This is a genomic window from Rossellomorea sp. ABR4_004 (genome assembly GCF_056159585.1).
On the sequence record NZ_JBSWVM010000001.1, the window covers coordinates 2,471,105 to 2,495,727 of the forward strand.

Below are 24,623 nucleotides of genomic sequence, written 5' to 3' on the forward strand. Positions count from 1 at the left end.
AAATGAGTAAAGATTTTATCGGAGGAAGAAATCCGGTTATGGAAGCATTGAAGTCAGGAAGGGATATCAATAAGATTTGGATTGCAGAAGGGTCTCAGAAAGGCTCCATCCAGCAAATTGTTGGACTTGCCAAGGAATCGAATGTGATGGTTCAATACGTCCCGAAGAAGAAGATAGAACAAATGGTAGCGGAAAATCACCAAGGGGTCGTGGCCTCTGTAGCTGCTTATCAGTATGCGGAAATCGATGATTTGTTTCATAGGGCCGAACAAAAAGAGGAAGATCCATTCATTCTGATCCTGGATGAATTAGAGGATCCTCATAACCTGGGTTCGATCATGAGAACAGCGGATGCTGCAGGTGCCCATGGAATCATCATCCCGAAAAGAAGAGCAGTGGGGCTTACGTCAACGGTAGCGAAAGCATCCACGGGTGCTATTGAGCACATTCCGGTTGCACGTGTGACCAACTTGTCTAGAGCGGTTGATGAACTGAAAGAACGTGGTGTATGGGTAGCGGGAACGGATGCCAAAGGAAAGCAGGATTTCCGCCAGTTTGATGGTACGTTGCCTATCGGCTTAATTATCGGTAGTGAAGGTAAAGGGATGAGTCGAATACTCAGAGATAAATGTGATTTCCTTGTTCAGTTGCCAATGGTCGGTCATGTAACATCATTAAACGCTTCGGTGGCAGCTAGTATTTTAATGTATGAGGTCTATCGTAAACGCCACCCGTTGGGAGAATAGAGAGACATGGATATTCTCCTTGTGGACGGCTATAACATAATCGGTGCCTGGTCAGAGCTGAATGAGTTGAAACATAAGGATTTGGCGGCAGCGAGAGATCGGCTTGTAGAACTAATGGCAGAATATCAAGGATATACCGGCTACCGGGTCATTGTCGTGTTTGATGCTTATTACGTTCAGGGAATTGCCCGTAAATATAGAAATTATAAGGTAGAAGTCATTTTCACGAAAGAAAATGAAACAGCGGACGAACGAATTGAAAAATTAGCCATTGAGTTAAGTAATATCAAAACTCAAATTCATGTAGCGACTTCTGATTTTACGGAGCAATGGGCGATCTTTGGCCAGGGAGCCCTCCGTAAATCAGCAAGGGAGCTTCTGACGGAAGTGAAAGTCATCGAAAAAAAGATCGAAAGAAAAGTACGGAATTCAAGTGATAAAAGGCCGGCTTCCAAGATCCAATTATCAGAAGAAGTTGCTGAAATTTTCGAAAAATGGCGCCGTGGGGAACAATGAGAGGTTGACGATTGAATTTTCTGTAATGTATAATATTTCTATCTATTGTTTTGCGCGGGGGGATGTGTGTGAGCAATATCACCAGGACAGAAGCATTTGATAATCGATTAGAAGGCATGGATGATGAAGAGATAATAGAAGCCGTCCATCAGGGTCACAGCGAAGCGTTAGATTTTTTAATCAGGAAATATCGTAATTTCGTTAGAGCGAAAGCCCGCTCGTATTTCTTAATTGGAGCAGATAAGGAAGATATCGTCCAGGAGGGTATGATTGGATTATACAAAGCGATCCGTGATTATAAGGAGGACAAGCTGACCTCTTTTAAAGCGTTTGCAGAACTTTGTATCACCAGACAAATCATAACAGCCATTAAGACAGCCACGAGACAGAAACATATACCGCTGAATTCGTATGTTTCATTGGATAAGCCCATTTATGATGACGAGTCAGACCGAACGCTCTTAGATGTTATTTCAGGTGCGAAAGTAATGGATCCGGAAGCGCTAATTATCAATCGTGAAGAATTCGATAATATGGAAGACAAGATGGCTCAGTTATTGAGTGATCTTGAGAGGAAAGTCCTGGCTCTTTATTTAGACGGGCAATCCTATCAGGAGATTTCTGAAGAACTGAACCGCCATGTGAAATCCATCGACAATGCCTTGCAGCGAGTGAAGAGAAAGCTCGAACGATACTTGGAAGTTCGCGAAATAACGATGTAAAGTCATATTGACACAAATTGGTGGTCGTGTTATTTTTGATAGGACTTACTATGGATAGTTTAGGTGGAATATATGACTACTAAATTAATACTTGCTTGTACGGTGTGTGGTTCCAGAAATTATAGTGTGCCGGGTAATCGTAATCAAGCAGTTCGATTAGAATTAAAGAAATTCTGTAATACATGTAATGCTCACACCCTACACAAAGAAACGAAATAGTGGAGCACCAAGTCTTGCGTATTGATATTAGTTGGAGGTTACAAACGGATGTTTAAATTCTTTCGCAATGTTGCATCAGAAATGAGAAAGGTCAGCTGGCCTAAACGTAAAGAGTTAACACGCTACACGATTACCGTTATTACAACAGTGGTATTTGTTGCCCTTTTCTTTGCTGTCATTGACCTGGGCATCTCAGAACTTATGCGATTGATCATTGGTTCTAAGTAAGAGAAACATAGAATTAGTTGTATATATACCGTAAAATCATGGTATAATGAATGTTAATAGAGTACATGACCTTAGAGCCCGTTATCTTTTTACGGGTTTTTTCATTTGGAGAAAAAGGCGAAAGAGTATTCTTAAATAGCGAGGAGGGACGGACGTTTAGTCCTATTAAATGGAGAAGAATTGGTATGTAGTTCATACTTATTCAGGATACGAGAATAAGGTTAAAGCCAACCTTGAGAAACGTGTCGAAACGATGGGGATGCAAGACAAAATCTTCCGCGTGATCGTACCTGAAGAAGAAGAAACAGATTTTAAGAACGGTAAGAAGAAAGTCGTTAAGAAGAAAGTATTCCCTGGTTACGTGATTGTTGAAATCGTCATGACGGATGATTCCTGGTATGTTGTGCGTAATACACCTGGAGTTACCGGATTTGTCGGTTCATCCGGATCCGGATCAAAGCCTACTCCGTTACTGCCGGAAGAAGTAACGAATCTTCTGAAGCAAATGGGCATGACAGAGAAAAAGGTAGAGATCGACTTCGAATTAGGAGAAACAGTAAAAGTAAACGAAGGTCCGTTTGCAAACTTCACTGGTTCGATCGAAGAGATCGATAATGCGAAAGCAAAAGTGAAAGTCCATGTTAATATGTTTGGCAGAGATACCCCGGTAGAACTGGATTTCTCCCAAATTGATAAATTATAATGGAAAAGAACTTGAAATCATTCTGAAAAAATGGTACTATTTCATAAGTCAGTGCGTCTCCACAAAGAGATACTGAAACTAATAGACGTTCTTTATGTTGATAAAGACATTTTTTACATGAGTGGGAGGGTGAAAAACCCAATAACCACATCACGGACTTAAGGAGGTGTGTCTCGTGGCTAAAAAAGTTATCAAAATGGTTAAATTGCAGATTCCTGCCGGTAAAGCTAATCCAGCTCCACCAGTTGGTCCTGCACTAGGTCAAGCAGGTGTTAACATCATGGGATTCTGTAAGGAATTCAATGCTCGTACAGCAGATCAAGCTGGCTTAATCATTCCTGTTGAAATTACGGTATTTGAAGACCGTTCATTTACATTCATCACAAAAACTCCACCCGCTGCAGTTTTACTTAAAAAAGCAGCTGGTATCGAGTCTGGTTCAGGCGAACCAAACAGCAAGAAAGTGGCAACACTTAAACGCGACAAAGTACGTGAAATTGCTGAAACAAAAATGCCTGACTTAAATGCAGCTAGTGTTGAATCAGCTATGCGCATGGTAGAAGGAACTGCGCGCAGCATGGGTATCGTCATCGAAGACTAATCCCTGCTTCGTTAAAGGTCCTGTTGAACGAGGTTGCGATGATGAAATGTACGTTTCACTCGCAACCTTATTTCGTGGGAGGTTATTCCGCTAAAACCACATATAGGAGGAAATATAAAATGGCAAAAAAAGGTAAAAAGTTTCTTGAAGCTCAAAAGCTTGTAGATCGTACTACTGCTTACTCAGTTGAAGAAGCAATCGAACTAGTTAAGAAAACAAACTTCGCTAAGTTTGACGCAACGATTGAAGTAGCGTTCCGCTTAGGTGTAGATACTCGTAAAAACGACCAGCAAATCCGTGGAGCAGTTGTACTTCCGCACGGAACTGGTAAAACTCAAAAGGTTCTTGTATTCGCTAAAGGCGATAAAGCAAAAGAAGCAGAAGCTGCTGGCGCTGATTTCGTAGGTGATGCAGAACTTATCAACAAAATCAACCAAGGTTGGTTCGAGTTCGACGTAATCGTAGCAACTCCGGACATGATGGGTGAAGTTGGTAAACTTGGTCGTGTATTAGGACCTAAAGGTTTAATGCCAAACCCTAAAACTGGAACAGTTACATTCGACGTAACGAAAGCTGTTAATGAAATCAAAGCAGGTAAAGTTGAATACCGTGCTGACAAATCAGGTAACGTTCACGTTCCTGTTGGAAAGATTTCATTCGACAACGACAAGCTTGTTGAAAACTTTGCTACAATGTATGAAACAATGCTTAAAGTTAAACCTGCTGCTGCAAAAGGAACTTACATGAAAAACGTTTCTGTAACTTCAACTATGGGACCTGGCGTTAAAGTCGATCCTTCATCTTTCGCAGTTAAGGCATAATTTGGTATTGACTTACTAGGGACTAGTGATTATAATTAGTTCTGTTGTTAAAAAACGAATACATTTGTACCGTAGACAGTAGGTGCTCGTTAAGAGCTTAATGCCCTGCCGAGGTAATTGCGATAAAATAACCGCTTATAGCGTGTTTGCAATGCCCTTATGTCTACCTTGATATAAGGGCATTTTTTATTGGATGACGGTATAAATGTTCATCAGTCAATCTACAGGAGGTGTAATGATGAGCAGCATTCTAGAACAAAAGAAACACATCGTTGGAGAAATCTCTGACAAGCTAAAAAACAGCGTATCTACAATCGTTGTAGATTACCGCGGTCTTGATGTTTCCGAAGTAACTGAGCTTCGTAAACAACTCCGTGAAGCTGGCATCGACTTCAAAGTGTACAAAAACACTATGGTACGTCGTGCGGCTGAAGAAGCTGGTCTTGAAGGGTTAAACGAATTCCTAACTGGTCCTAACGCAATCGCGTTCAGCAGTGAAGAAGTAGTTGCACCTGCAAAGATTCTTAACAGCTTTGCTAAAGAACACGAAGCGCTTGAAATCAAAGCGGGTGTCATCGAAGGAACAATCACTTCAGTTGAGGATGTTAAAGCAATCGCTGAACTTCCAAGCCGCGAAGGACTTCTTTCTATGCTACTCAGCGTGCTTCAAGCACCAATGCGCAACTTCGCATTGGCAACAAAAGCCGTTGCAGATCAAAAAGAAGAGCAAGGCGCGTAAGTTAAAGCAAGTCGTTTAAATAAAAATTAAGCACACATTACAAGGAGGAAATTTAAAATGAGTAAAGAGCAAATCATTGACGCGATTAAAGAAATGTCAGTTCTTGAATTAAATGATCTAGTTAAAGCAATCGAAGAAGAATTCGGAGTAACTGCTGCTGCACCTGTAGCTGTAGCTGCTGGTGGCGGAGAAGCTGCTGCAGAAAAAACTGAATTCGACGTAATCCTTGAGAGCGCTGGATCTCAAAAAATCAAAGTTATCAAAGTTGTTCGTGAAATCACAGGTCTTGGCCTTAAAGAAGCGAAAGAAGTTGTTGATAACACTCCAAAAGCTCTTAAAGAAGGTATCTCTAAAGAGGAAGCTGAAGAACTTAAAGCTAAACTTGAAGAAGTTGGAGCTGGCGTAGAAGTTAAGTAATGATTGTATAGATGAAAAGCTCGCTATATTTGGCGGGCTTTTTTCTTGTCTGGCTTCTAACAGAATAGTAAACATGGATATCTATCGCCGGTTATCTTCAGTTTCGTTGGGAATGATGATTACTAGACGATATGTAAGAATGGATGGAGATGATATAATGACCAATCACTATTATTCTCATAACCCTGATGTAGAGAGTAACCCCCAAACGATCACCTTTGAGTTGAGAGGACATACATTCCGTTTCAAAACGGATCAAGGTGTTTTCTCTAAGAAGGAAGTTGACTTTGGTTCAAGAGCTTTGATTGAAACGTTTGAATTACCTGGCGTAACGGGTCCGTTACTGGATGTCGGTTGCGGGTATGGTCCGATCGGTCTGTCTTTAGCGAAAGAAAATGATGATCGTATGGTTCATATGATTGATGTAAATGAAAGAGCGCTGTCTTTAGCGAAAGAAAATGCTAGAGAGAATAAAGTTCAAAACGTGAGCATCTATCAAAGTGACCGATATGCGAATGTCGTTGAAGCTGGGTTTGCGGCCATATTAACGAACCCGCCGATAAGAGCAGGGAAAGACACGGTTCATTCGATTCTTGAAGCTAGTTATGACTACCTGACGGAAAATGGTGAATTGTGGGTCGTTATTCAGAAGAAACAAGGTGCTCCATCTGCCATGGATAAAATGGAAGAATTGTTTTCAAATGTAGAAATTGTCGCTAGAAAAAAGGGATACTACATCTTGAAATCGGTAAAAGAAATCCGTTGACGTAGCTTTACTGCTATGATAACATTATAAAATGCAAAAATATTATTTTCCGGTATTATGTCCATATGTATACATATTGGATAAATTGGAAAAGATTATAAAATAATAGTTCGTCATATGAAAATGAGGTTTTATCATTAAAACCCTTTTTCTTTTTGTCTTGTGTAGAGTAGCATTCCTACTTGAAGGCATATAGACACAACCAAAACGCTTGATTTGAGGGGTGAATCAGTTGACAGGTCAACTAGTTCAGTATGGACGACACCGCCAACGCAGAAGTTTTGCGCGTATCAGTGAAGTTTTAGAATTACCGAATTTAATCGAAATTCAAACTTCCTCGTATCAATGGTTTCTTGATGAGGGGTTAAGAGAAATGTTCCGTGACATTTCTCCGATTGAGGACTTCACTGGTAATCTCTCTTTGGAATTTATTGACTATAGTCTGGGAGAGCCAAAGTACTCGGTGGAAGAATCAAAGGAAAGAGATGTTACTTACTCTGCACCGCTTAGAGTGAAAGTCCGTCTTGTGAACAAGGAAACAGGAGAAGTGAAAGATCAAGACGTATTTATGGGTGACTTCCCATTAATGACAGACACAGGTACTTTTGTCATTAATGGTGCTGAGCGCGTTATCGTATCTCAGCTAGTACGTTCACCTAGTGTTTACTTTAGCGGAAAAGTAGATAAGAACGGAAAGAAAGGGTTTACTGCTACCGTTATACCAAACCGCGGAGCTTGGCTTGAGTATGAAACAGATGCGAAAGATGTTGTATATGTGCGAATTGATCGAACTCGCAAACTACCGGTAACGGTTCTTTTACGTGCCCTTGGGTTTGGCTCTGATCAAGAAATCATCGATTTGATCGGTGATAATGAGTACATTCGTAACACGCTCGAGAAAGACAACACGGAAGGTATCGACAAAGCATTGCTCGAGATTTACGAGCGTCTGCGTCCAGGAGAGCCTCCTACAGTAGAAAATGCTAAAAGTTTACTCGTTTCTCGTTTCTTTGATCCTAAGCGTTATGACTTAGCAAACGTTGGACGTTACAAAATGAACAAAAAGCTTCACATTAAGAACCGTTTATTCGGTCAAACTCTAGCAGAAACTCTAGCAGATCCGGAAACGGGTGAGATTCTGGCGGAGAAAGGCACGGTTCTTGATCGTCGCGCTCTGGATAAGGTTATTCCTTATTTAGAAAATGGCATCGGGTTTAAAAACTACCAACAGTCCGGTGGCGTGTTAGAAGAAGACGTCGTTCTTCAATCTATCAAAATCTATTCTCCTAACGAAGAGGGAGAATTTGAGATTAATGTCATCAGCAATGCGTATGTTGAAGAAGAGGTCAAGTACATTACACCTGCAGATATCATTTCTTCTATTTCTTACTTCTTTAATTTATTACATGGAGTAGGACTAACGGATGATATTGACCATTTAGGTAACCGTCGTTTACGTTCGGTAGGTGAATTGCTTCAAAACCAATTCCGTATCGGTTTATCACGTATGGAGCGTGTAGTTCGTGAAAGAATGTCCATTCAGGACACGAACACGATCACACCTCAGCAACTGATCAACATCCGTCCGGTAATCGCATCAATCAAAGAGTTCTTTGGAAGCTCTCAATTGTCTCAATTTATGGATCAAACGAATCCTCTTGCAGAATTAACGCACAAACGTCGTCTTTCTGCTTTAGGACCTGGTGGTTTAACGCGTGAGCGCGCAGGTTTCGAAGTGCGTGACGTACATTACTCCCACTATGGTCGTATGTGTCCGATTGAAACGCCTGAGGGACCAAACATCGGACTGATCAACTCACTTTCTTCATTTGCGAAAGTGAATAAATTCGGCTTTATCGAAACGCCGTATCGTCGTGTTGACCCTGATTCAGGGAAAGTAACCGATCGCATCGATTACTTGACGGCAGACGAAGAAGATAACTATGTAGTGGCACAAGCAAACGCGCGTCTTGGTGATGACGGAGCATTCCTTGATGAAGAAGTCATCGCTCGTTTCCGTGGTGAAAACACGGTTATCAAACGTGAACGCCTGGACTACATGGATGTATCTCCTAAACAAGTAGTATCAGCTGCGACAGCATGTATTCCTTTCTTGGAAAACGATGACTCTAACCGTGCTCTTATGGGAGCGAACATGCAGCGTCAAGCAGTGCCTTTAATGAATCCGGAATCACCGATCGTCGGAACGGGTATGGAACACGTATCTGCGAAAGACTCTGGTGCAGCTGTGATTTGTAAATATGAAGGTATTGTTGAAAAGGTTGAAGCGAAACAAGTTTGGGTACGTCGTGTGAAAGAAATCGACGGTCAAGAAGTAAAAGGTGACCTCGATAAATATCGTATGCAAAAATTCATCCGTTCTAACCAGGGTACATGTTACAATCAGCGTCCGATCGTAAGTGAAGGTGACCGCGTAGTTAAAGGAGAAATCCTTGCTGATGGTCCTTCAATGGAAAAGGGAGAACTCGCCTTAGGACGCAACGTAATGGTTGGATTCATGACTTGGGACGGTTACAACTATGAAGATGCGATCATCATGAGTGAACGTCTTGTAAAAGACGATGTATATACTTCCATTCATATTGAAGAATATGAGTCTGAATCTCGTGATACGAAATTAGGACCAGAAGAAATCACTCGTGATATTCCAAACGTTGGTGAAGATGCACTTCGCAATCTTGATGAGCGTGGAATCATCCGCATCGGTGCTGAAGTGAAAGATGGCGACTTACTTGTCGGTAAAGTAACGCCTAAGGGTGTAACGGAGTTGACTGCTGAAGAACGCCTGTTACATGCAATCTTCGGTGAGAAAGCCCGTGAAGTCCGGGATACATCTCTTCGTGTACCACATGGTGGGGGAGGAATTATCCTCGATGTCAAAGTCTTCAATCGTGAAGACGGCGATGAATTACCACCAGGTGTTAACCAGCTTGTACGTGTATACATCGTTCAGAAGCGTAAAATTTCTGAAGGTGACAAAATGGCTGGTCGTCACGGTAACAAAGGTGTTATCTCAAGGATCCTTCCTGAAGAAGACATGCCGTTCTTGCCAGACGGTACACCGATCGATATCATGTTGAACCCATTAGGGGTACCATCACGTATGAATATCGGACAGGTGCTTGAACTTCATTTAGGTATGGCAGCAAGATATCTTGGTGTACATGTCGCTTCACCGGTATTTGATGGAGCGCGTGAAGAAGACGTATGGGCAACCATCGAAGAAGCCGGTATGGCACGTGATGCGAAAACCGTTCTTTATGATGGTAGAACAGGTGAACCGTTTGATAACCGTGTATCAGTTGGGATCATGTATATGATCAAACTTGCTCACATGGTCGATGACAAACTTCACGCACGTTCAACCGGTCCTTATTCACTTGTTACGCAGCAACCGTTGGGTGGTAAAGCTCAATTCGGTGGACAGCGTTTCGGTGAGATGGAGGTATGGGCACTTGAAGCTTATGGTGCTGCTTACACTCTGCAAGAAATTCTGACGGTTAAGTCTGATGATGTTGTGGGTCGTGTGAAAACATACGAAGCCATTGTCAAAGGTGAAAACGTTCCTGAACCGGGAGTTCCGGAATCCTTCAAGGTTCTGATCAAAGAGCTTCAAAGTTTAGGTATGGATGTTAAGATCCTCTCTAGTAACGAAGAAGAAATTGAAATGCGTGACTTAGAGGATGAAGAAGAAGTACAACAAGCAGACACGCTAAATATCTCTGAATCTAATGCACAAGAATCCGAGACAGTAGGGTCAAAAGAATAAATTTAGAGCAATTAGGGTTAGAGCCTGTAGATTAAAAGGGAGGTAGGCCCCTTGCTAGATGTAAATAATTTTGAGTATATGAAAATTGGTTTAGCTTCCCCCGATAAGATCCGTTCGTGGTCTTTCGGGGAGGTTAAAAAACCTGAAACGATTAACTATCGTACATTAAAACCTGAAAAAGATGGTTTATTCTGTGAACGTATCTTCGGTCCTACGAAGGACTGGGAATGTCACTGTGGAAAATACAAGCGTGTGCGTTATAAAGGCGTCGTTTGTGACCGCTGTGGTGTTGAAGTAACGAAGGCTAAAGTTCGCCGTGAACGTATGGGTCACATTGAACTGGCTGCACCTGTTTCCCACATCTGGTACTTCAAAGGAATCCCAAGCCGTATGGGACTTGTTTTAGACATGTCTCCCCGTGCTTTGGAAGAAGTTATTTACTTCGCTTCCTATGTTGTAACAGAACCTGGTGACACGGCTCTCGAAAGAAAGCAACTTCTTTCTGAGAAAGAGTATCGTGCGTATCGTGAGAAATATGGAGTGAAATTCCAAGCGGCAATGGGAGCTGAAGCGATTAAAAAGCTTCTGCAGGACATTGACCTGGATAAAGAAGCTGAATTCCTTAAAGAAGAACTGAAAACAGCTCAAGGTCAACGCCGTACCCGTGCAATCAAACGTTTAGAAGTGGTGGAATCTTTCAGGAACTCAGGAAATGATCCGGACTGGATGATTCTTGATGTACTGCCTGTCATTCCTCCAGAGCTTCGCCCGATGGTTCAGCTGGACGGTGGACGCTTTGCAACTTCTGACTTAAATGATTTATATCGTCGTGTTATTAACCGTAATAACCGTTTGAAACGTTTATTGGACCTTGGTGCTCCAAGCATCATCGTTCAAAACGAGAAGCGTATGCTTCAAGAAGCGGTCGATGCTTTAATTGATAATGGCCGCCGTGGCCGTCCAGTCACTGGACCAGGTAACCGTCCATTAAAATCCCTTTCACATATGCTTAAAGGGAAGCAAGGTCGTTTCCGTCAGAACCTTCTTGGTAAACGTGTTGACTATTCAGGTCGTTCTGTAATCGTCGTTGGACCTAACCTTAAGATGTATCAATGTGGTCTTCCTAAAGAAATGGCTCTTGAGTTATTCAAACCATTTGTTATGAAAGAACTTGTTGAAAAAGGATTGGCTCACAACATTAAGAGTGCAAAACGCAAGATCGAACGCGTACAACCGGAAGTATGGGATGTATTAGAAGGGGTTATTAAAGAACATCCAGTTCTCTTAAACCGTGCACCTACTCTTCACAGACTTGGTATTCAAGCATTTGAACCAACACTTGTCGAAGGTAGAGCGATCCGTCTTCACCCACTTGTATGTACGGCATACAATGCGGATTTTGATGGTGACCAAATGGCGGTTCACGTACCTCTATCTTCTGAAGCACAAGCTGAAGCACGCATGCTCATGCTTGCTGCCCAAAACATCCTTAATCCGAAAGACGGTAAGCCAGTTGTTACTCCGTCCCAGGATATGGTATTAGGTAACTATTACCTGACACTTGAGCGTGAAAATGCTGTTGGTGAAGGTATGATCTTCAATGATGCAAATGAAGTCATTCTTGCTTATCAAAATGGTTATGTTCACTTGCATACCCGTATTGCGATCCATGCCAGCACCATCAACAACAAAACGTTCACAGAGAAGCAAAATAAACAATTATTATTAACAACGGTAGGTAAAGTAATCTTTAACGAGATCTTACCTGATACATTCCCGTTCATTAACGAACCAACAAGAACGAACTTGGAAGTAGCTACTCCTGAGAACTACTTTGTTGATCCGTCAACGGACGTTAAAGAAGTATTCCAAAACCGTGAGTTAATCAACCCGTTCAAAAAAGGATTCTTAGGGAATATCATTGCGGAAGTATTCAAGAAGTTTGCTATCACTGAAACGTCTCGTATGCTTGATAAGATGAAAGACTTAGGATTCAAATACTCTACCAAAGCCGGTATTACGGTTGGTATCGCAGATATCGTCGTACTAGCGGAAAAAGAAGAAATCTTAATCGAAGCACAAAGTAAAGTAGACAACGTATTAAAACAATTTAAACGTGGTCTTATTACAGAAGATGAAAGATATGATCGTGTTATCTCAATCTGGAGTGCTGCGAAAGATACGATTCAAGGTAAATTAATGGCGACACTGGATAAACGCAACCCGATCTTCATGATGAGTGATTCAGGTGCCCGTGGTAACGCATCTAACTTTACTCAGCTTGCTGGTATGCGTGGACTGATGGCCAACCCGGCTGGTCGTATCATTGAGTTACCGATCAAATCAAGTTTCCGTGAAGGTTTAACGGTTCTTGAGTACTTTATCTCTACACATGGTGCCCGTAAAGGTCTTGCCGATACTGCACTGAAAACAGCTGACTCAGGTTACCTGACACGTCGTCTTGTTGATGTGGCTCAGGATGTAATCGTTCGTGAAGAAGACTGTGGAACGGACAGAGGCCTACTTGTAGGATCCATTAAAGAGGGTACAGAAATCATCGAGCCTCTTGAAGAACGTTTACTTGGTCGTTACTCACGTAAAACATTACGTCATCCTGAGACAGATGAAATCATCATTACAGAAAATCAGCTGATCACAGAAGACTTAGCTAAGACGATCATTGACGCTGGTGTCGAACATGTTTCGATCCGTTCTGCTTTCACATGTAACACTAGACATGGTGTATGTGAGAAATGTTATGGAACGAACCTGGCAACAGGACAAAAAGTCGAAGTAGGGGAAGCTGTGGGAATCATCGCTGCTCAATCCATCGGGGAACCGGGTACTCAGTTAACGATGCGTACGTTCCATACTGGTGGGGTTGCAGGAGACGATATCACTCAAGGTTTACCGCGTATCCAAGAGATCTTCGAAGCGCGTAATCCTAAAGGTCAAGCCGTTATTTCTGAAATCGATGGTGTCATCACTTCCATCAGCGAAGGAAAAGATCGTCAGTACGAAATTACCGTTCAAGGTGATGTGGAAACGAGAAGTTACACAGCTCCATACACAGCCCGCTTGAAATACGCTGTGAATGATAAAGTAGTACGCGGTCAGGAAATCACTGAAGGTTCAATCGATCCAAAAGAACTTCTTAAAGTGCGTGATGTGTCAGCCGTTCAAGAATACTTGCTGCGTGAGGTACAAAAAGTATACCGTATGCAAGGGGTTGAAATCGGCGACAAACACGTAGAGGTCATGGTTCGTCAAATGTTACGCAAGGTTCGTGTTATTGATGCCGGTGAATCAGAGGTACTACCTGGTACTCTTATGGACATCCATCAATTCAGAGACGCGAACGAAAAAGCTCTATTTGGCGGAAAGCTTCCGGCAACAGGACGTCCTGTCCTGCTCGGAATCACCAAAGCTTCACTTGAAACAGATTCCTTCTTATCAGCAGCATCGTTCCAGGAGACAACTCGTGTGTTAACGGACGCTGCCATTAAAGGAAAACGTGATGAGTTACTTGGATTGAAAGAAAATGTTATCATCGGTAAATTGGTTCCTGCCGGTACAGGTATGCAACGTTACCGCAAGGCAGAGCCGGTATTAGCAGAAGATACTAGTGAAGAAACAGTAACAGTAGAGTAATCTATTTAGGCTAACTCTTAGGCGTGTTTGATTGCTCAAACATAAGCTCTAAGAGTTAGCTTTTATAAATCTTTTAAATCTATGTTGACATAGAGATTTTAAGATGATAATATATTCAAGGTTGCTCCTATTAATAACCTGTTACTTTGGAGGATATGAAATGTCTTATGAAAAAGTAGCGCAGGCTAAAGAAATTATTGTAGGAACAAAGCAAGCAGTGAAAGCTCTTAAAACAGGTCATGTACTAGAGGTTGTTATTGCGGAGGATGCTGATCCCAAAGTTACAGCCAAGGTAGTTCAGGTCGCTATTGATCTTAAAGTACCGGTTAACAAAGTGGATTCCATGAAGAAACTTGGTAAATCGTGCGGAATAGATGTTGGAGCAGCAGCTGTTGCGATTATACAGTAAAATAGTTTTTGTAGAAGCTATCTGCAAAAACTTTACTTTTACCCAAAAAAGAACCACCTGGATGTGTGGGCTTACCAAATAAGAAGGGAGGAAAACAAAATGCCAACTATTAACCAATTAGTTCGCAAGCCTCGTCAGTCTAAATCAACTAAATCAAAGTCACCTGCACTTAACAAAGGTTATAACAGCTTTAAGAAAGTGCACACGAACTTGTCTTCTCCACAAAAACGTGGTGTATGTACTCGTGTTGGTACAATGACTCCAAAGAAACCGAACTCGGCGCTACGTAAATATGCTCGTGTTCGTTTAACAAATGGAATCGAGGTTACTGCTTACATTCCTGGTATCGGACATAACCTTCAAGAGCACAGTGTTGTTCTTATCCGTGGAGGACGTGTAAAGGATTTACCGGGGGTACGTTATCACATCGTACGTGGTGCGCTTGATACAGCTGGAGTTGAAGGCCGTATGCAAGGACGTTCTAAATACGGAACTAAGCGCCCTAAAGCAGCTAAAAAATAATAAAAAAATCATACATTCATTTCTCGTTGAAAGGAGGAAATCACATGCCACGTAAAGGTCCTGTAGCAAAAAGAGACGTTTTACCTGATCCAATGTACAATTCAAAATTAGTTACTCGTTTAATCAACAAAATCATGATTGACGGTAAAAGAGGTAAAGCTCAAAAGAAACTATACGCTGCGTTTGATATCATTAGCGAGCGTTCAGGTAAAGATGCAATGGAAGTATTCGATGCAGCTCTAAAAAATATCATGCCGGTATTAGAAGTTAAAGCTCGTCGTGTTGGTGGTTCAAACTATCAAGTACCTGTAGAGGTGCGTCCAGAGCGTCGTACTACACTAGGTCTTCGTTGGTTAGTAAACTACTCTCGTCTTCGCGGTGAGAAGACAATGGAAGAGCGTTTAGCTAACGAAATCCTTGATGCAGCTAATAACACTGGAGCTTCTGTTAAGAAGCGTGAAGATACACACAAGATGGCTGAAGCGAACAAAGCGTTTGCTCACTATCGTTGGTAATCTGATCTTAAACAAACAAACCATTCTCATATAAGGAAGGAGAAAGACCGCATGCCTAGAGAGTTCTCCTTAGAAAACACTCGTAATATCGGTATCATGGCTCACATCGATGCTGGTAAAACAACTGCAACTGAGCGTATCCTATTTTATACAGGTCGTATCCATAAAATTGGAGAAACTCACGAAGGTGCTTCTCAAATGGACTGGATGGAGCAAGAGCAAGAACGTGGTATCACTATCACTTCTGCTGCGACAACAGCTCAATGGAAAGGCCATCGTATTAACATCATCGATACACCGGGACACGTAGACTTCACTGTTGAAGTTGAACGTTCATTGCGTGTGCTTGATGGTGCAGTAGCAGTACTTGATGCTCAATCTGGTGTTGAGCCTCAAACTGAAACTGTTTGGCGCCAAGCAACAACTTACGGGGTTCCCCGTGTTGTGTTCGTTAACAAAATGGACAAAATCGGTGCTGACTTCCTTTACTCTGTTGGGACACTTCATGAACGTTTACAAGCGAATGCACATCCAATTCAGCTTCCAATCGGTGCTGAGGATGACTTCGAAGGTATCATCGACTTAGTAGAAATGAAAGCTTACTTCTATGAAGATGACCTTGGAACACGCGCAGAAGCTCGTGACATTCCTGAAGAGTACAAAGATCAAGCTGAAGAATACCGCGGAAAGTTAATTGAAGCTGTTTCTGAACTTGATGAAGAGCTTATGATGAAGTACTTAGAAGGTGAAGAGCTTTCTAACGAAGAAATCAAAGCTGCTATCCGTGCGGCTACACTGACTGTTGAGTTCTACCCGGTAGTTTGTGGATCTGCATTCAAAAACAAAGGGGTTCAATTACTAATTGACTCAGTTATTGACTATCTTCCAGCGCCAACAGACGTTGAAGATATCAAAGGTTTTGTACCTGAAACAGAAGAAGAAGTGACTCGTCCTTCATCAGACGATGCGCCATTCTCTGCATTAGCGTTCAAAGTTGCAACTGACCCTTATGTTGGTAAGTTAACATTCTTCCGTGTTTACTCTGGTGTTCTTGAGTCAGGTTCATACGTAAGAAACTCTTCAAAAGGAAAACGTGAACGTGTAGGTCGTATCCTACAAATGCACGCTAACTCCCGTGAAGAAATCTCTAAAGTATATGCTGGAGATATTGCAGCAGCAGTTGGTCTGAAAGATACTTCTACTGGAGATACACTATGTGATGAAAAGAGTCTTGTTATTCTAGAATCAATGGTGTTCCCAGAGCCGGTTATCTCTCTATCTGTTGAGCCTAAATCAAAGGCTGACCAAGATAAAATGACTACTGCTCTACAAAAACTTCAAGAGGAAGATCCAACATTCCGCGCGCATACTGACCAGGAAACTGGACAGGTTATCATCGCAGGTATGGGTGAGCTTCACTTAGATATCATCGTTGACCGTATGAAACGTGAATTCAAAGTAGAAGCAAACGTAGGAGCTCCTCAAGTATCTTACCGTGAGACTTTCCGTGATACGGCTAAAGTTGAAGGTAAGTTCGCCCGTCAATCTGGTGGACGTGGACAATTCGGACACGTTTGGATCGAATTCTCACCTAACGAAGAAGGTAAAGGATTCGAATTCGAGAACGGTATTGTCGGTGGTGTTGTTCCACGTGAATACATCCCTGCAGTACAAGCCGGTCTATCTGACGCTTTAGAAAATGGTGTCTTAGCTGGTTTCCCACTTGTTGATGTTAAAGCAAGATTATTCGATGGTTCATACCATGACGTTGACTCCTCTGAGATGGCGTTCAAAATCGCTGCATCAATGGCACTTAAGAATGCTGCTTCTAAATGTAAGCCAGTAATCCTTGAGCCAATGATGAAGGTAGAGGTTGTTATCCCTGAGGAATACCTTGGAGATATCATGGGTGATGTAACTTCTCGTCGTGGACGTGTAGAAGGTATGGAAGCACGCGGTAACGCTCAAGTCGTTAAAGCGTTCGTACCACTATCTGAAATGTTTGGATATGCAACATCTCTTCGTTCTAACACACAAGGACGTGGAACATACTCCATGCACTTCGATCACTATGAAGAAGTACCTAAATCGATTTCTGAAGAAATCATCAAAAAAAATAAAGGTGAATAATTGATTTATTCGCTTTTATAAAGTATAAATACTAATGTAAGCAATTGTTGTGTCAGAGATGGTTTTTTAGCTATCTCTGAGGCACCCAAAATATACTTATTTTCTTTAAAATCAAAGGAGGATTTTCAAATGGGTAAGGAAAAATTTGATCGTTCCAAGCAACATGCGAATATCGGTACAATCGGTCACGTTGACCATGGTAAAACAACTCTAACAGCTGCAATCACAACTACACTTCACAAGAAGTATGGTCGTGGAACTGCAATGGCATATGACCAAATCGATGGTGCTCCAGAAGAAAGAGAACGTGGAATCACAATCTCTACTGCACACGTTGAGTACGAAACTGATACTCGTCACTATGCACACGTTGACTGCCCAGGACATGCTGACTATGTTAAAAACATGATCACTGGTGCTGCACAAATGGATGGTGGGATCCTAGTAGTATCTGCTGCTGATGGCCCAATGCCACAAACTCGTGAGCACATCCTTCTTTCTCGTCAAGTAGGTGTTCCATACCTAGTTGTATTCATGAACAAATGTGACATGGTAGACGACGAAGAGCTACTTGAATTAGTAGAAATGGAAGTGCGTGACCTTCTTTCTGAGTACGATTTCCCTGGCGATGACGTACCAGTAATCAAAGGTTCTGCTCTTAAAGCTCTTGAAGGAGAAGCTGAGTGGGAAGAAAAAATCTACGAACTTATGGAAGCTGTAGATAGCTACATCCCAACTCCAGAGCGTGACACTGAAAAGCCATTCATGATGCCTGTTGAGGATGTATTCTCAATCACAGGTCGTGGTACAGTTGCTACTGGTCGTGTTGAGCGTGGACAAGTTAAAGTTGGAGACACTATCGACATCATCGGTCTTTCTGAAGAGCCAAAATCTACTACTGTAACAGGTGTAGAAATGTTCCGTAAGCTTCTTGACTATGCTGAAGCTGGAGACAACATCGGTGCACTACTTCGTGGTGTAGCTCGTGAAGATATCCAACGTGGACAAGTACTTGCTAAGCCAGGTACAATCACTCCACACACAAAGTTCAAAGCAGAAGTTTATGTTCTTTCTAAAGAAGAGGGTGGACGTCACACTCCATTCTTCACTAACTACCGCCCACAGTTCTACTTCCGTACAACTGACGTAACTGGTATCTGTAACCTTCCTGAAGGTGTAGAAATGGTTATGCCTGGCGATAACATCGAAATGACTGTTGAGCTTATCGCTCCAATCGCTATCGAAGAAGGTACTAAGTTCTCTATCCGTGAGGGTGGACGTACTGTAGGTGCTGGAGTAGTAGCTACAATCACTGAGTAATCATTGATATCAAAAACAGATGGACATCATGTCCATCTGTTTTTTTGTGTTTAAATAGCTACGTACTACAACGAATATGATAATGGCGTTGTCGAGTTTCTTCTATATAGTATAGTACATGTTTATATATGTTGATCAATCTTCATTATAATATTTGAAAATGAAATACTTCAGCTTATGGATCACACTTCACATTAGTTATACTTCCTGCATGAATAAGTAATTAAAACACTAAGTTGATTGGTGCGGAGGGATGCTCGACTCCTGCGGGAATAGCGGGAAAGTTGAGACCCCACAGGGCAAAGCCCGAGGAGGATTAACTCACGCCCCGCGGAAAGCGAGCATCCCGGAGCGGAAATCAACAAGCACTTACTCTTGAAGAAATATTATAACTAAGGATTAGATAAGAATGATTAATAGTTCACTTTGGATTAAAGTAATTTAACCCATTCACATTGTTATATTAAATATTGTGAAAATACCACATAACCTTGAAAATACCACCGTTCGTTTGTATAATAGAGAAAGTGTGCAAAACATAAAGAATTTGCAAGAAACAGTTGCATCTTCTAGGTGTTTTAGTTATAATAGACAATGTTGGTCTTTGACTGCGATGAAACAGAAGGTTGCTGACACACACGGCCGCTTTGCCATGGCGAGTGTGTGGGAAATTTCTGTGGAGAATGTCTATTCAAAAATAGGCGATAAAGGAGGGAAAATAATGGCAAAACAAAAGATTCGTATCCGTTTAAAGGCTTATGATCACAGAATTCTTGATCAATCAGCTGAGAAAATTGTTGAAACAGCAAAACGTTCTGGTGCGGCGGTTTCTGGACCGATCCCACTACCGACTGAAAAGTCTGTTTACACAATCTTACGTGCTGTGCACAAATACAAAGATTCTCGTGAGCAATTCGAAATGCGTACTCATAAACGCTTAATCGACATTGTAAACCCAACACCTCAAACAGTTGATGCGCTTATGCGTTTAGACTTACCATCAGGTGTAGATATCGAAATCAAACTTTAATTCATAAAAACCATAATTATTAGGAGGTGTGACTTATGACCAAAGGAATCTTAGGAAGAAAGATTGGTATGACTCAAGTTTTCGCTGAAAACGGTGATCTTATCCCTGTAACTGTTATCGAAGCTGCTCAAAACGTGGTACTTCAAAAGAAATCTATCGATGTTGATGGCTACGAAGCTATCCAAGTAGGTTTTGAAGACAAACGTGAAAAGCTTTCTAACAAACCAGAGAGAGGCCACGTTGCTAAAGCTGAAACTGCTCCTAAGCGCTTCATCCGTGAAATCCGCGGTGTAAACGTAGAAGAGTACGAAGTTGGTCAAGAAGTCAAAGTTGATATTTTCGCGGCAGGCGAAATCGTAGATGTAACAGGAGTTTCAAAAGGTAAAGGATTCCAAGGTGCTATCAAGCGTCATAACCAATCTCGCGGACCTATGTCCCATGGTTCTCGTTACCACCGTCGTCCTGGTTCAATGGGTCCTGTTGATCCAAACCGTGTATTCAAAGGTAAATTACTACCTGGACGTATGGGCGGAGAGCAAATTACAATTCAAAACCTTGAAATTGTAAAAGTTGATGCAGATCGTAACCTTATCTTGGTTAAAGGTAATGTACCTGGACCTAAGAAACAACTGATCAAAGTAAAGTCAGCTATTAAAGCAAACTAATAGAACTTTTCAAGAAAGGAGGAAACAAGAATGCCGAAAGTAGCATTATTTAACCAAAGCGGTTCTAAAGTTGGTGATATCGAACTTAATGACACTGTTTTTGGTATCGAACCAAACAAACATGTAATGTTTGAAGCAGTATTGATGCAAAGAGCTTCTTTACGTCAAGGGAATCACAAAGTAAAAAATCGTTCTGAAGTACGTGGCGGTGGGCGTAAGCCTTGGCGTCAAAAAGGAACTGGCCGTGCTCGTCAAGGGTCAATCCGTTCTCCACAATGGCGCGGTGGTGGTACTGTATTTGGACCAGTTCCACGCAGCTACAGCTACAAACTTCCTAAGAAGGTTCGTCGCTTAGCGATCAAATCTGCTCTTTCTTCTAAAGTAGTAGAAGAAAACATCTTAGTATTAGAAGCATTATCATTCGATGCTCCTAAAACAAAAGAATTTGCTAACGTTCTTAAAGGTCTTTCTGTTGATTCTAAAACATTAGTAATCACTGATGGCATCGACGAAAACGTAGCACTTTCAGCTCGTAACATCCCTGGTGTAACTGTTGTTCCTGCTGATGGAATTAGCGTTCTGGATGTGTTAGGACACGACAAACTAGTGATCACTAAATCAGCTGTTGAAAAAGTAGAGGAGGTGCTTGCATAATGGATGTACGTGAAATCATTAAGCGCCCCGTAATTACAGAGGCTTCAACTGATCTTATGTCTGAGAAAAAGTATACTTTCGAAGTTGATACTAGAGCTAACAAAACTCAAGTAAAAGACGCTGTTGAAGAAATCTTTGACGTGAAAGTAGATAAAGTTAACATCATGAACTACAAAGGTAAGTTCAAACGTATGGGTAAACACGCTGGTTACACTAACAAGCGTCGTAAAGCTATCGTTAAGCTTACTGCTGATAGTAAAGAAATCGAATTCTTTGAAGTATAAAATTCTTTAATTAAGAAGAGGAGGGAAAAACATGGCGATTAAAAAGTATAAACCTACCTCTAATGGTCGTCGCGGCATGACTAGTTCTGATTTCGCTGAAATCACTACAGATTCTCCGGAAAAGTCACTTTTAGCACCCCTACACAAAAAGGGTGGCCGTAACAACCAAGGTAAGTTAACAGTTCGTCATCAAGGTGGCGGTCATAAGCGCCAATACCGTATCATCGATTTCAAACGTGAAAAAGATGGTATACCTGGACGCGTTGCTACGATCGAATACGATCCAAACCGCTCAGCAAACATTGCACTAATTAACTACGCTGATGGGGAAAAACGTTACATTCTTGCACCGAAAACAATCGAAGTAGGTATGGAAGTAATGTCTGGACCTGAAGCAGATATTAAAGTGGGTAACGCATTACCACTTATCAACATCCCAGTTGGTACAATCGTACACAATATCGAACTTAAACCAGGTAAGGGTGGCCAGTTAGTACGTTCTGCTGGAACATCTGCTCAAGTACTTGGTAAAGAAGGTAAATATGTACTTGTACGTCTTAACTCTGGTGAAACTCGTATGATTCTTTCTGCTTGTCGTGCTACTGTAGGTCAAGTTGGAAATGAACAACACGAACTTATCAACATTGGTAAAGCCGGACGTTCTCGTTGGTTAGGTAAACGCCCAACAGTTCGTGGTTCTGTAATGAACCCTAACGATCACCCACACGGTGGTGGTGAAGGACGCGCTCCAATCGGACGTAAATCACCAATGTCTCCATGGGGTAAACCTACTCTTGGATACAAGACACGTAAGAAAAACAACAAATCTGATAAATTTATTGTGCGTCGTCGCAAAAAATAACGGGATTGTACTACGGTTCCTGAAAAGAGCCGTAGATCAATCACGAAGGGAGGTTCAAACATGGGTCGTAGCTTAAAAAAAGGACCTTTTGTTGATGATCATTTAATGAGTAAGGTTGAGAAATTGAACGAAACTGAAGGCAAACAAGTTGTTAAAACTTGGTCTCGTCGCTCAACGATCTTCCCAGCATTCATCGGTCACACTATCGCAGTTTACGATGGTCGTAAACATGTACCTGTATACGTCACTGAAGACATGGTAGGACACAAGCTTGGTGAATTCGCACCATCTCGTACTTACAAAGGTCATGCAAGTGATGATAAGAAAACAAGACGCTAATTGAGAGGAGGGTATCCTAATGCAAGCAAAAGCTGTTGCAAGAACAGTACGTATTGCTCCTCGTAAAGTACGTTTAGTCGTTGATCTAATCCGAGGTAAGCAAGTTGGAGAAGCGGTTGCTATCTTAAAGCATACACCTAAAGCTGCTTCACCAGTAATCGAAAAAGTACTTAAGTCTGCTATTGCGAACGCAGAGCACAACTTTGACATGGATATTAATAGCCTAGTGGTAACTGAGGCTTATGTAAATGAAGGACCAACACTTAAACGTTTCCGTCCTCGTGCGATGGGACGTGCAAGTCAAATTAACAAACGTACAAGTCACATTACACTTGTCGTATCAGAAAAGAAGGAGGGATAAGCTGTGGGTCAAAAAGTACATCCGGTCGGACTTCGTGTCGGTATAATCCGTGATTGGGAATCTAAATGGTACGCAGATAAAGATTACGCTAATCTATTACACGAAGACATTAAAGTACGTGAATATATTGCAAAACGTTTAGTAGACGCTTCTGTTTCTAAAGTGGAAATCGAGCGCGCTGCAAATCGTATTAACATTACTGTTCATACAGCTAAGCCTGGTATGGTTATCGGTAAAGGTGGTACAGAAGTTGAAGCTCTTCGTAAAGCACTTAACGAACTTACTTCAAAACGTGTACACATCAACATCGTTGAAATCAAAAGAGCTGACGTTGATGCTAAATTAGTAGCAGAAAACATCGCTCGTCAATTAGAAAACCGTGTTTCTTTCCGTCGTGCTCAAAAGCAATCAATCCAACGTGCGATGCGTGCTGGAGCTAAAGGAATCAAAACACAAGTATCTGGTCGTTTAGGCGGAGCAGATATCGCTCGTGCAGAACATTACAGTGAAGGTACTGTTCCACTTCATACACTACGCGCTGACATTGACTATGCTCATGCAGAAGCTGACACAACTTATGGTAAGCTTGGCGTTAAAGTATGGATCTACCGTGGAGAAGTTCTTCCTACAAGAAAGAAATCTGAGGAAGGAGGCAAATAATTATGTTATTACCTAAACGCGTTAAACATCGTCGCGAACACCGCGGAAAAATGCGTGGACGTGCTAAAGGCGGTCAAGAGGTAGCGTTCGGTGAATACGGTTTACAAGCAGTGGAAGCTTCTTGGATCACAAACCGTCAAATCGAGGCAGCTCGTATCGCTATGACTCGTTACATGAAACGTGGCGGTAAAGTATGGATTAAAATCTTCCCTCATAAACCTTACACTGCAAAACCTTTAGAAGTACGTATGGGTTCAGGTAAAGGTGCTCCAGAAGGTTGGGTAGCAGTAGTTAAGCCTGGAAAAATCATGTTTGAAATCGCTGGTGTGTCTGAAGAGGTAGCTCGTGAAGCACTTCGTCTAGCATCACACAAACTTCCAATCAAAACGAAGTTTGTAAAACGTGAGGAAATTGGTGGTGAATCAAATGAAAACTAATGAAATTCGTGACCTAACCACTGCTGAAATTGAACAAAAAGTAAAAACTCTAAAAGAAGAGTTATTTAACCTTCGCTTCCAACTTGCGACTGGGCAATTAGAAAATACAGCTCGCATTCGTGAAGTCCGCAAAGGGATCGCTCGTATGAAAACTGTAATCCGTGAAAGAGAGATCGGGGTTAACAATCGATAAATGAGAGGAGGTTTGCTTAAATGAGTGACCGCAACCAACGTAAGGTATACACTGGCCGTGTTGTTTCCGACAAAATGGATAAAACAGTAACGGTTATGGTAGAAACTTATAAAAAGCATTCTCTATACGGCAAGCGCGTTAAGTACTCTAAGAAGTTTAAAACTCATGATGAGAACAACGAAGCAAAAGTAGGCGATATCGTACGTATCATGGAGACTCGTCCACTATCTGCTACAAAACGTTTCCGTTTAGTAGAAGTTGTTGAAAAAGCAGTTATTATCTAATATATTTGTTCGGATATTTTAAATTCCGAAGGGAGGTTA

The 24,623-nt window shown here is 41.7% G+C and carries 29 protein-coding genes and 1 other annotated feature; all 29 genes read left to right on the forward strand.

Going from position 1 to position 24,623, the window contains the following annotated elements; translation table 11 throughout:
• The first annotated feature begins 2 nt into the window (after positions 1-2).
• The 29 genes from rlmB (at position 3) to rpsQ (ending at position 24,584) form a co-directional block, all read left to right on the forward strand.
• Positions 3-746 carry a 23S rRNA (guanosine(2251)-2'-O)-methyltransferase RlmB gene (rlmB, locus tag ACXAF2_RS12495; protein WP_475139013.1) on the forward strand — a complete coding sequence of 248 codons (744 nt, stop codon included), beginning with the start codon at positions 3-5 and terminating at the stop codon, positions 744-746.
• Positions 747-752: 6 nt separating this feature from the next.
• Positions 753-1,262, forward strand: a complete 510-nt coding sequence (locus ACXAF2_RS12500) for an NYN domain-containing protein (RefSeq protein ID WP_475139014.1) — start codon at positions 753-755, stop codon at positions 1,260-1,262.
• Between the two features lie 77 nt (positions 1,263-1,339).
• On the forward strand, positions 1,340-1,984 hold the full coding sequence (sigH, locus tag ACXAF2_RS12505) for an RNA polymerase sporulation sigma factor SigH (protein WP_374056919.1): 645 nt from the start codon (positions 1,340-1,342) through the stop codon (positions 1,982-1,984).
• Between the two features lie 72 nt (positions 1,985-2,056).
• Complete coding sequence (gene rpmG / locus ACXAF2_RS12510) at positions 2,057-2,203, forward strand: 50S ribosomal protein L33 (RefSeq protein ID WP_079534455.1); 147 nt, start codon at positions 2,057-2,059, stop codon at positions 2,201-2,203.
• Positions 2,204-2,251: 48 nt separating this feature from the next.
• Entirely contained in the window at positions 2,252-2,431 is a 180-nt protein-coding gene (secE, locus tag ACXAF2_RS12515) for a preprotein translocase subunit SecE (protein WP_044340513.1), read from the forward strand.
• 169 nt (positions 2,432-2,600) lie between these two features.
• Positions 2,601-3,134, forward strand: coding sequence for a transcription termination/antitermination protein NusG (nusG, locus tag ACXAF2_RS12520; RefSeq protein WP_098353402.1), 534 nt, complete (start codon positions 2,601-2,603; stop codon positions 3,132-3,134).
• Between the two features lie 175 nt (positions 3,135-3,309).
• Positions 3,310-3,735 (forward strand): 50S ribosomal protein L11, encoded by a 426-nt coding sequence (gene rplK / locus ACXAF2_RS12525; RefSeq protein WP_032085258.1) that lies wholly within the window; start codon positions 3,310-3,312, stop codon positions 3,733-3,735.
• A gap of 74 nt (positions 3,736-3,809) precedes the next feature.
• Positions 3,810-4,556: a 50S ribosomal protein L1 gene (rplA, locus tag ACXAF2_RS12530; protein WP_282139298.1), complete on the forward strand. Its 747-nt coding sequence runs from the start codon at positions 3,810-3,812 to the stop codon at positions 4,554-4,556.
• A gap of 51 nt (positions 4,557-4,607) precedes the next feature.
• Positions 4,608-4,752 (forward strand) — a sequence feature (ribosomal protein L10 leader region).
• A 42-nt stretch (positions 4,753-4,794) separates the two neighbouring features.
• Positions 4,795-5,295, forward strand: a complete 501-nt coding sequence (gene rplJ / locus ACXAF2_RS12535) for a 50S ribosomal protein L10 (protein ID WP_148971232.1) — start codon at positions 4,795-4,797, stop codon at positions 5,293-5,295.
• A gap of 57 nt (positions 5,296-5,352) precedes the next feature.
• Complete coding sequence (gene rplL, locus ACXAF2_RS12540) at positions 5,353-5,712, forward strand: 50S ribosomal protein L7/L12 (RefSeq protein ID WP_148971233.1); 360 nt, start codon at positions 5,353-5,355, stop codon at positions 5,710-5,712.
• A 157-nt stretch (positions 5,713-5,869) separates the two neighbouring features.
• Positions 5,870-6,478, forward strand: coding sequence for a class I SAM-dependent methyltransferase (locus ACXAF2_RS12545; RefSeq protein WP_475139017.1), 609 nt, complete (start codon positions 5,870-5,872; stop codon positions 6,476-6,478).
• A 232-nt stretch (positions 6,479-6,710) separates the two neighbouring features.
• Positions 6,711-10,268, forward strand: coding sequence for a DNA-directed RNA polymerase subunit beta (rpoB, locus tag ACXAF2_RS12550; RefSeq protein ID WP_148971235.1), 3,558 nt, complete (start codon positions 6,711-6,713; stop codon positions 10,266-10,268).
• A 51-nt stretch (positions 10,269-10,319) separates the two neighbouring features.
• Positions 10,320-13,919 (forward strand): DNA-directed RNA polymerase subunit beta', encoded by a 3,600-nt coding sequence (rpoC, locus tag ACXAF2_RS12555; RefSeq protein ID WP_475139019.1) that lies wholly within the window; start codon positions 10,320-10,322, stop codon positions 13,917-13,919.
• 160 nt (positions 13,920-14,079) lie between these two features.
• Entirely contained in the window at positions 14,080-14,328 is a 249-nt protein-coding gene (locus ACXAF2_RS12560) for a 50S ribosomal protein L7ae-like protein (protein ID WP_475139021.1), read from the forward strand.
• A gap of 99 nt (positions 14,329-14,427) precedes the next feature.
• Complete coding sequence (gene rpsL / locus ACXAF2_RS12565) at positions 14,428-14,850, forward strand: 30S ribosomal protein S12 (protein WP_032085266.1); 423 nt, start codon at positions 14,428-14,430, stop codon at positions 14,848-14,850.
• 44 nt (positions 14,851-14,894) lie between these two features.
• Entirely contained in the window at positions 14,895-15,365 is a 471-nt protein-coding gene (gene rpsG / locus ACXAF2_RS12570; protein ID WP_034765993.1) for a 30S ribosomal protein S7, read from the forward strand.
• 51 nt (positions 15,366-15,416) lie between these two features.
• Entirely contained in the window at positions 15,417-17,495 is a 2,079-nt protein-coding gene (gene fusA / locus ACXAF2_RS12575) for an elongation factor G (RefSeq protein ID WP_475139022.1), read from the forward strand.
• A gap of 129 nt (positions 17,496-17,624) precedes the next feature.
• Positions 17,625-18,815, forward strand: coding sequence for an elongation factor Tu (gene tuf, locus ACXAF2_RS12580; RefSeq protein ID WP_113970887.1), 1,191 nt, complete (start codon positions 17,625-17,627; stop codon positions 18,813-18,815).
• A gap of 721 nt (positions 18,816-19,536) precedes the next feature.
• Positions 19,537-19,845: a 30S ribosomal protein S10 gene (rpsJ, locus tag ACXAF2_RS12585; RefSeq protein ID WP_007085291.1), complete on the forward strand. Its 309-nt coding sequence runs from the start codon at positions 19,537-19,539 to the stop codon at positions 19,843-19,845.
• 35 nt (positions 19,846-19,880) lie between these two features.
• Positions 19,881-20,510 (forward strand): 50S ribosomal protein L3, encoded by a 630-nt coding sequence (gene rplC, locus ACXAF2_RS12590; protein WP_148971239.1) that lies wholly within the window; start codon positions 19,881-19,883, stop codon positions 20,508-20,510.
• Between the two features lie 30 nt (positions 20,511-20,540).
• Positions 20,541-21,164 carry a 50S ribosomal protein L4 gene (gene rplD, locus ACXAF2_RS12595; protein WP_148971240.1) on the forward strand — a complete coding sequence of 208 codons (624 nt, stop codon included), beginning with the start codon at positions 20,541-20,543 and terminating at the stop codon, positions 21,162-21,164.
• Positions 21,164-21,448 (forward strand): 50S ribosomal protein L23, encoded by a 285-nt coding sequence (rplW, locus tag ACXAF2_RS12600; RefSeq protein WP_058300085.1) that lies wholly within the window; start codon positions 21,164-21,166, stop codon positions 21,446-21,448. Before rplD ends, rplW begins: the two co-directional genes overlap by 1 nt.
• 31 nt (positions 21,449-21,479) lie before the next feature.
• Entirely contained in the window at positions 21,480-22,310 is an 831-nt protein-coding gene (gene rplB / locus ACXAF2_RS12605) for a 50S ribosomal protein L2 (RefSeq protein ID WP_044340525.1), read from the forward strand.
• Positions 22,311-22,370: 60 nt separating this feature from the next.
• On the forward strand, positions 22,371-22,649 hold the full coding sequence (gene rpsS / locus ACXAF2_RS12610; protein ID WP_148971241.1) for a 30S ribosomal protein S19: 279 nt from the start codon (positions 22,371-22,373) through the stop codon (positions 22,647-22,649).
• Positions 22,650-22,668: 19 nt separating this feature from the next.
• The gene (gene rplV, locus ACXAF2_RS12615) at positions 22,669-23,010 is read left to right on the forward strand and encodes a 50S ribosomal protein L22 (RefSeq protein WP_034765976.1); all 342 of its coding nucleotides are present in this window, start codon (positions 22,669-22,671) and stop codon (positions 23,008-23,010) included.
• A 3-nt stretch (positions 23,011-23,013) separates the two neighbouring features.
• A complete protein-coding gene (gene rpsC / locus ACXAF2_RS12620) occupies positions 23,014-23,670 on the forward strand; it encodes a 30S ribosomal protein S3 (RefSeq protein ID WP_034765973.1) in 657 nt (218 codons plus the stop codon).
• 2 nt (positions 23,671-23,672) lie between these two features.
• The gene (gene rplP, locus ACXAF2_RS12625; protein WP_044340527.1) at positions 23,673-24,107 is read left to right on the forward strand and encodes a 50S ribosomal protein L16; all 435 of its coding nucleotides are present in this window, start codon (positions 23,673-23,675) and stop codon (positions 24,105-24,107) included.
• Positions 24,097-24,300: a 50S ribosomal protein L29 gene (gene rpmC / locus ACXAF2_RS12630; RefSeq protein WP_032085278.1), complete on the forward strand. Its 204-nt coding sequence runs from the start codon at positions 24,097-24,099 to the stop codon at positions 24,298-24,300. The genes rplP and rpmC overlap by 11 nt, the downstream gene beginning before the upstream one ends.
• Before the next feature lie 20 nt (positions 24,301-24,320).
• On the forward strand, positions 24,321-24,584 hold the full coding sequence (gene rpsQ / locus ACXAF2_RS12635) for a 30S ribosomal protein S17 (protein ID WP_032085279.1): 264 nt from the start codon (positions 24,321-24,323) through the stop codon (positions 24,582-24,584).
• Positions 24,585-24,623 lie beyond the last annotated feature (39 nt).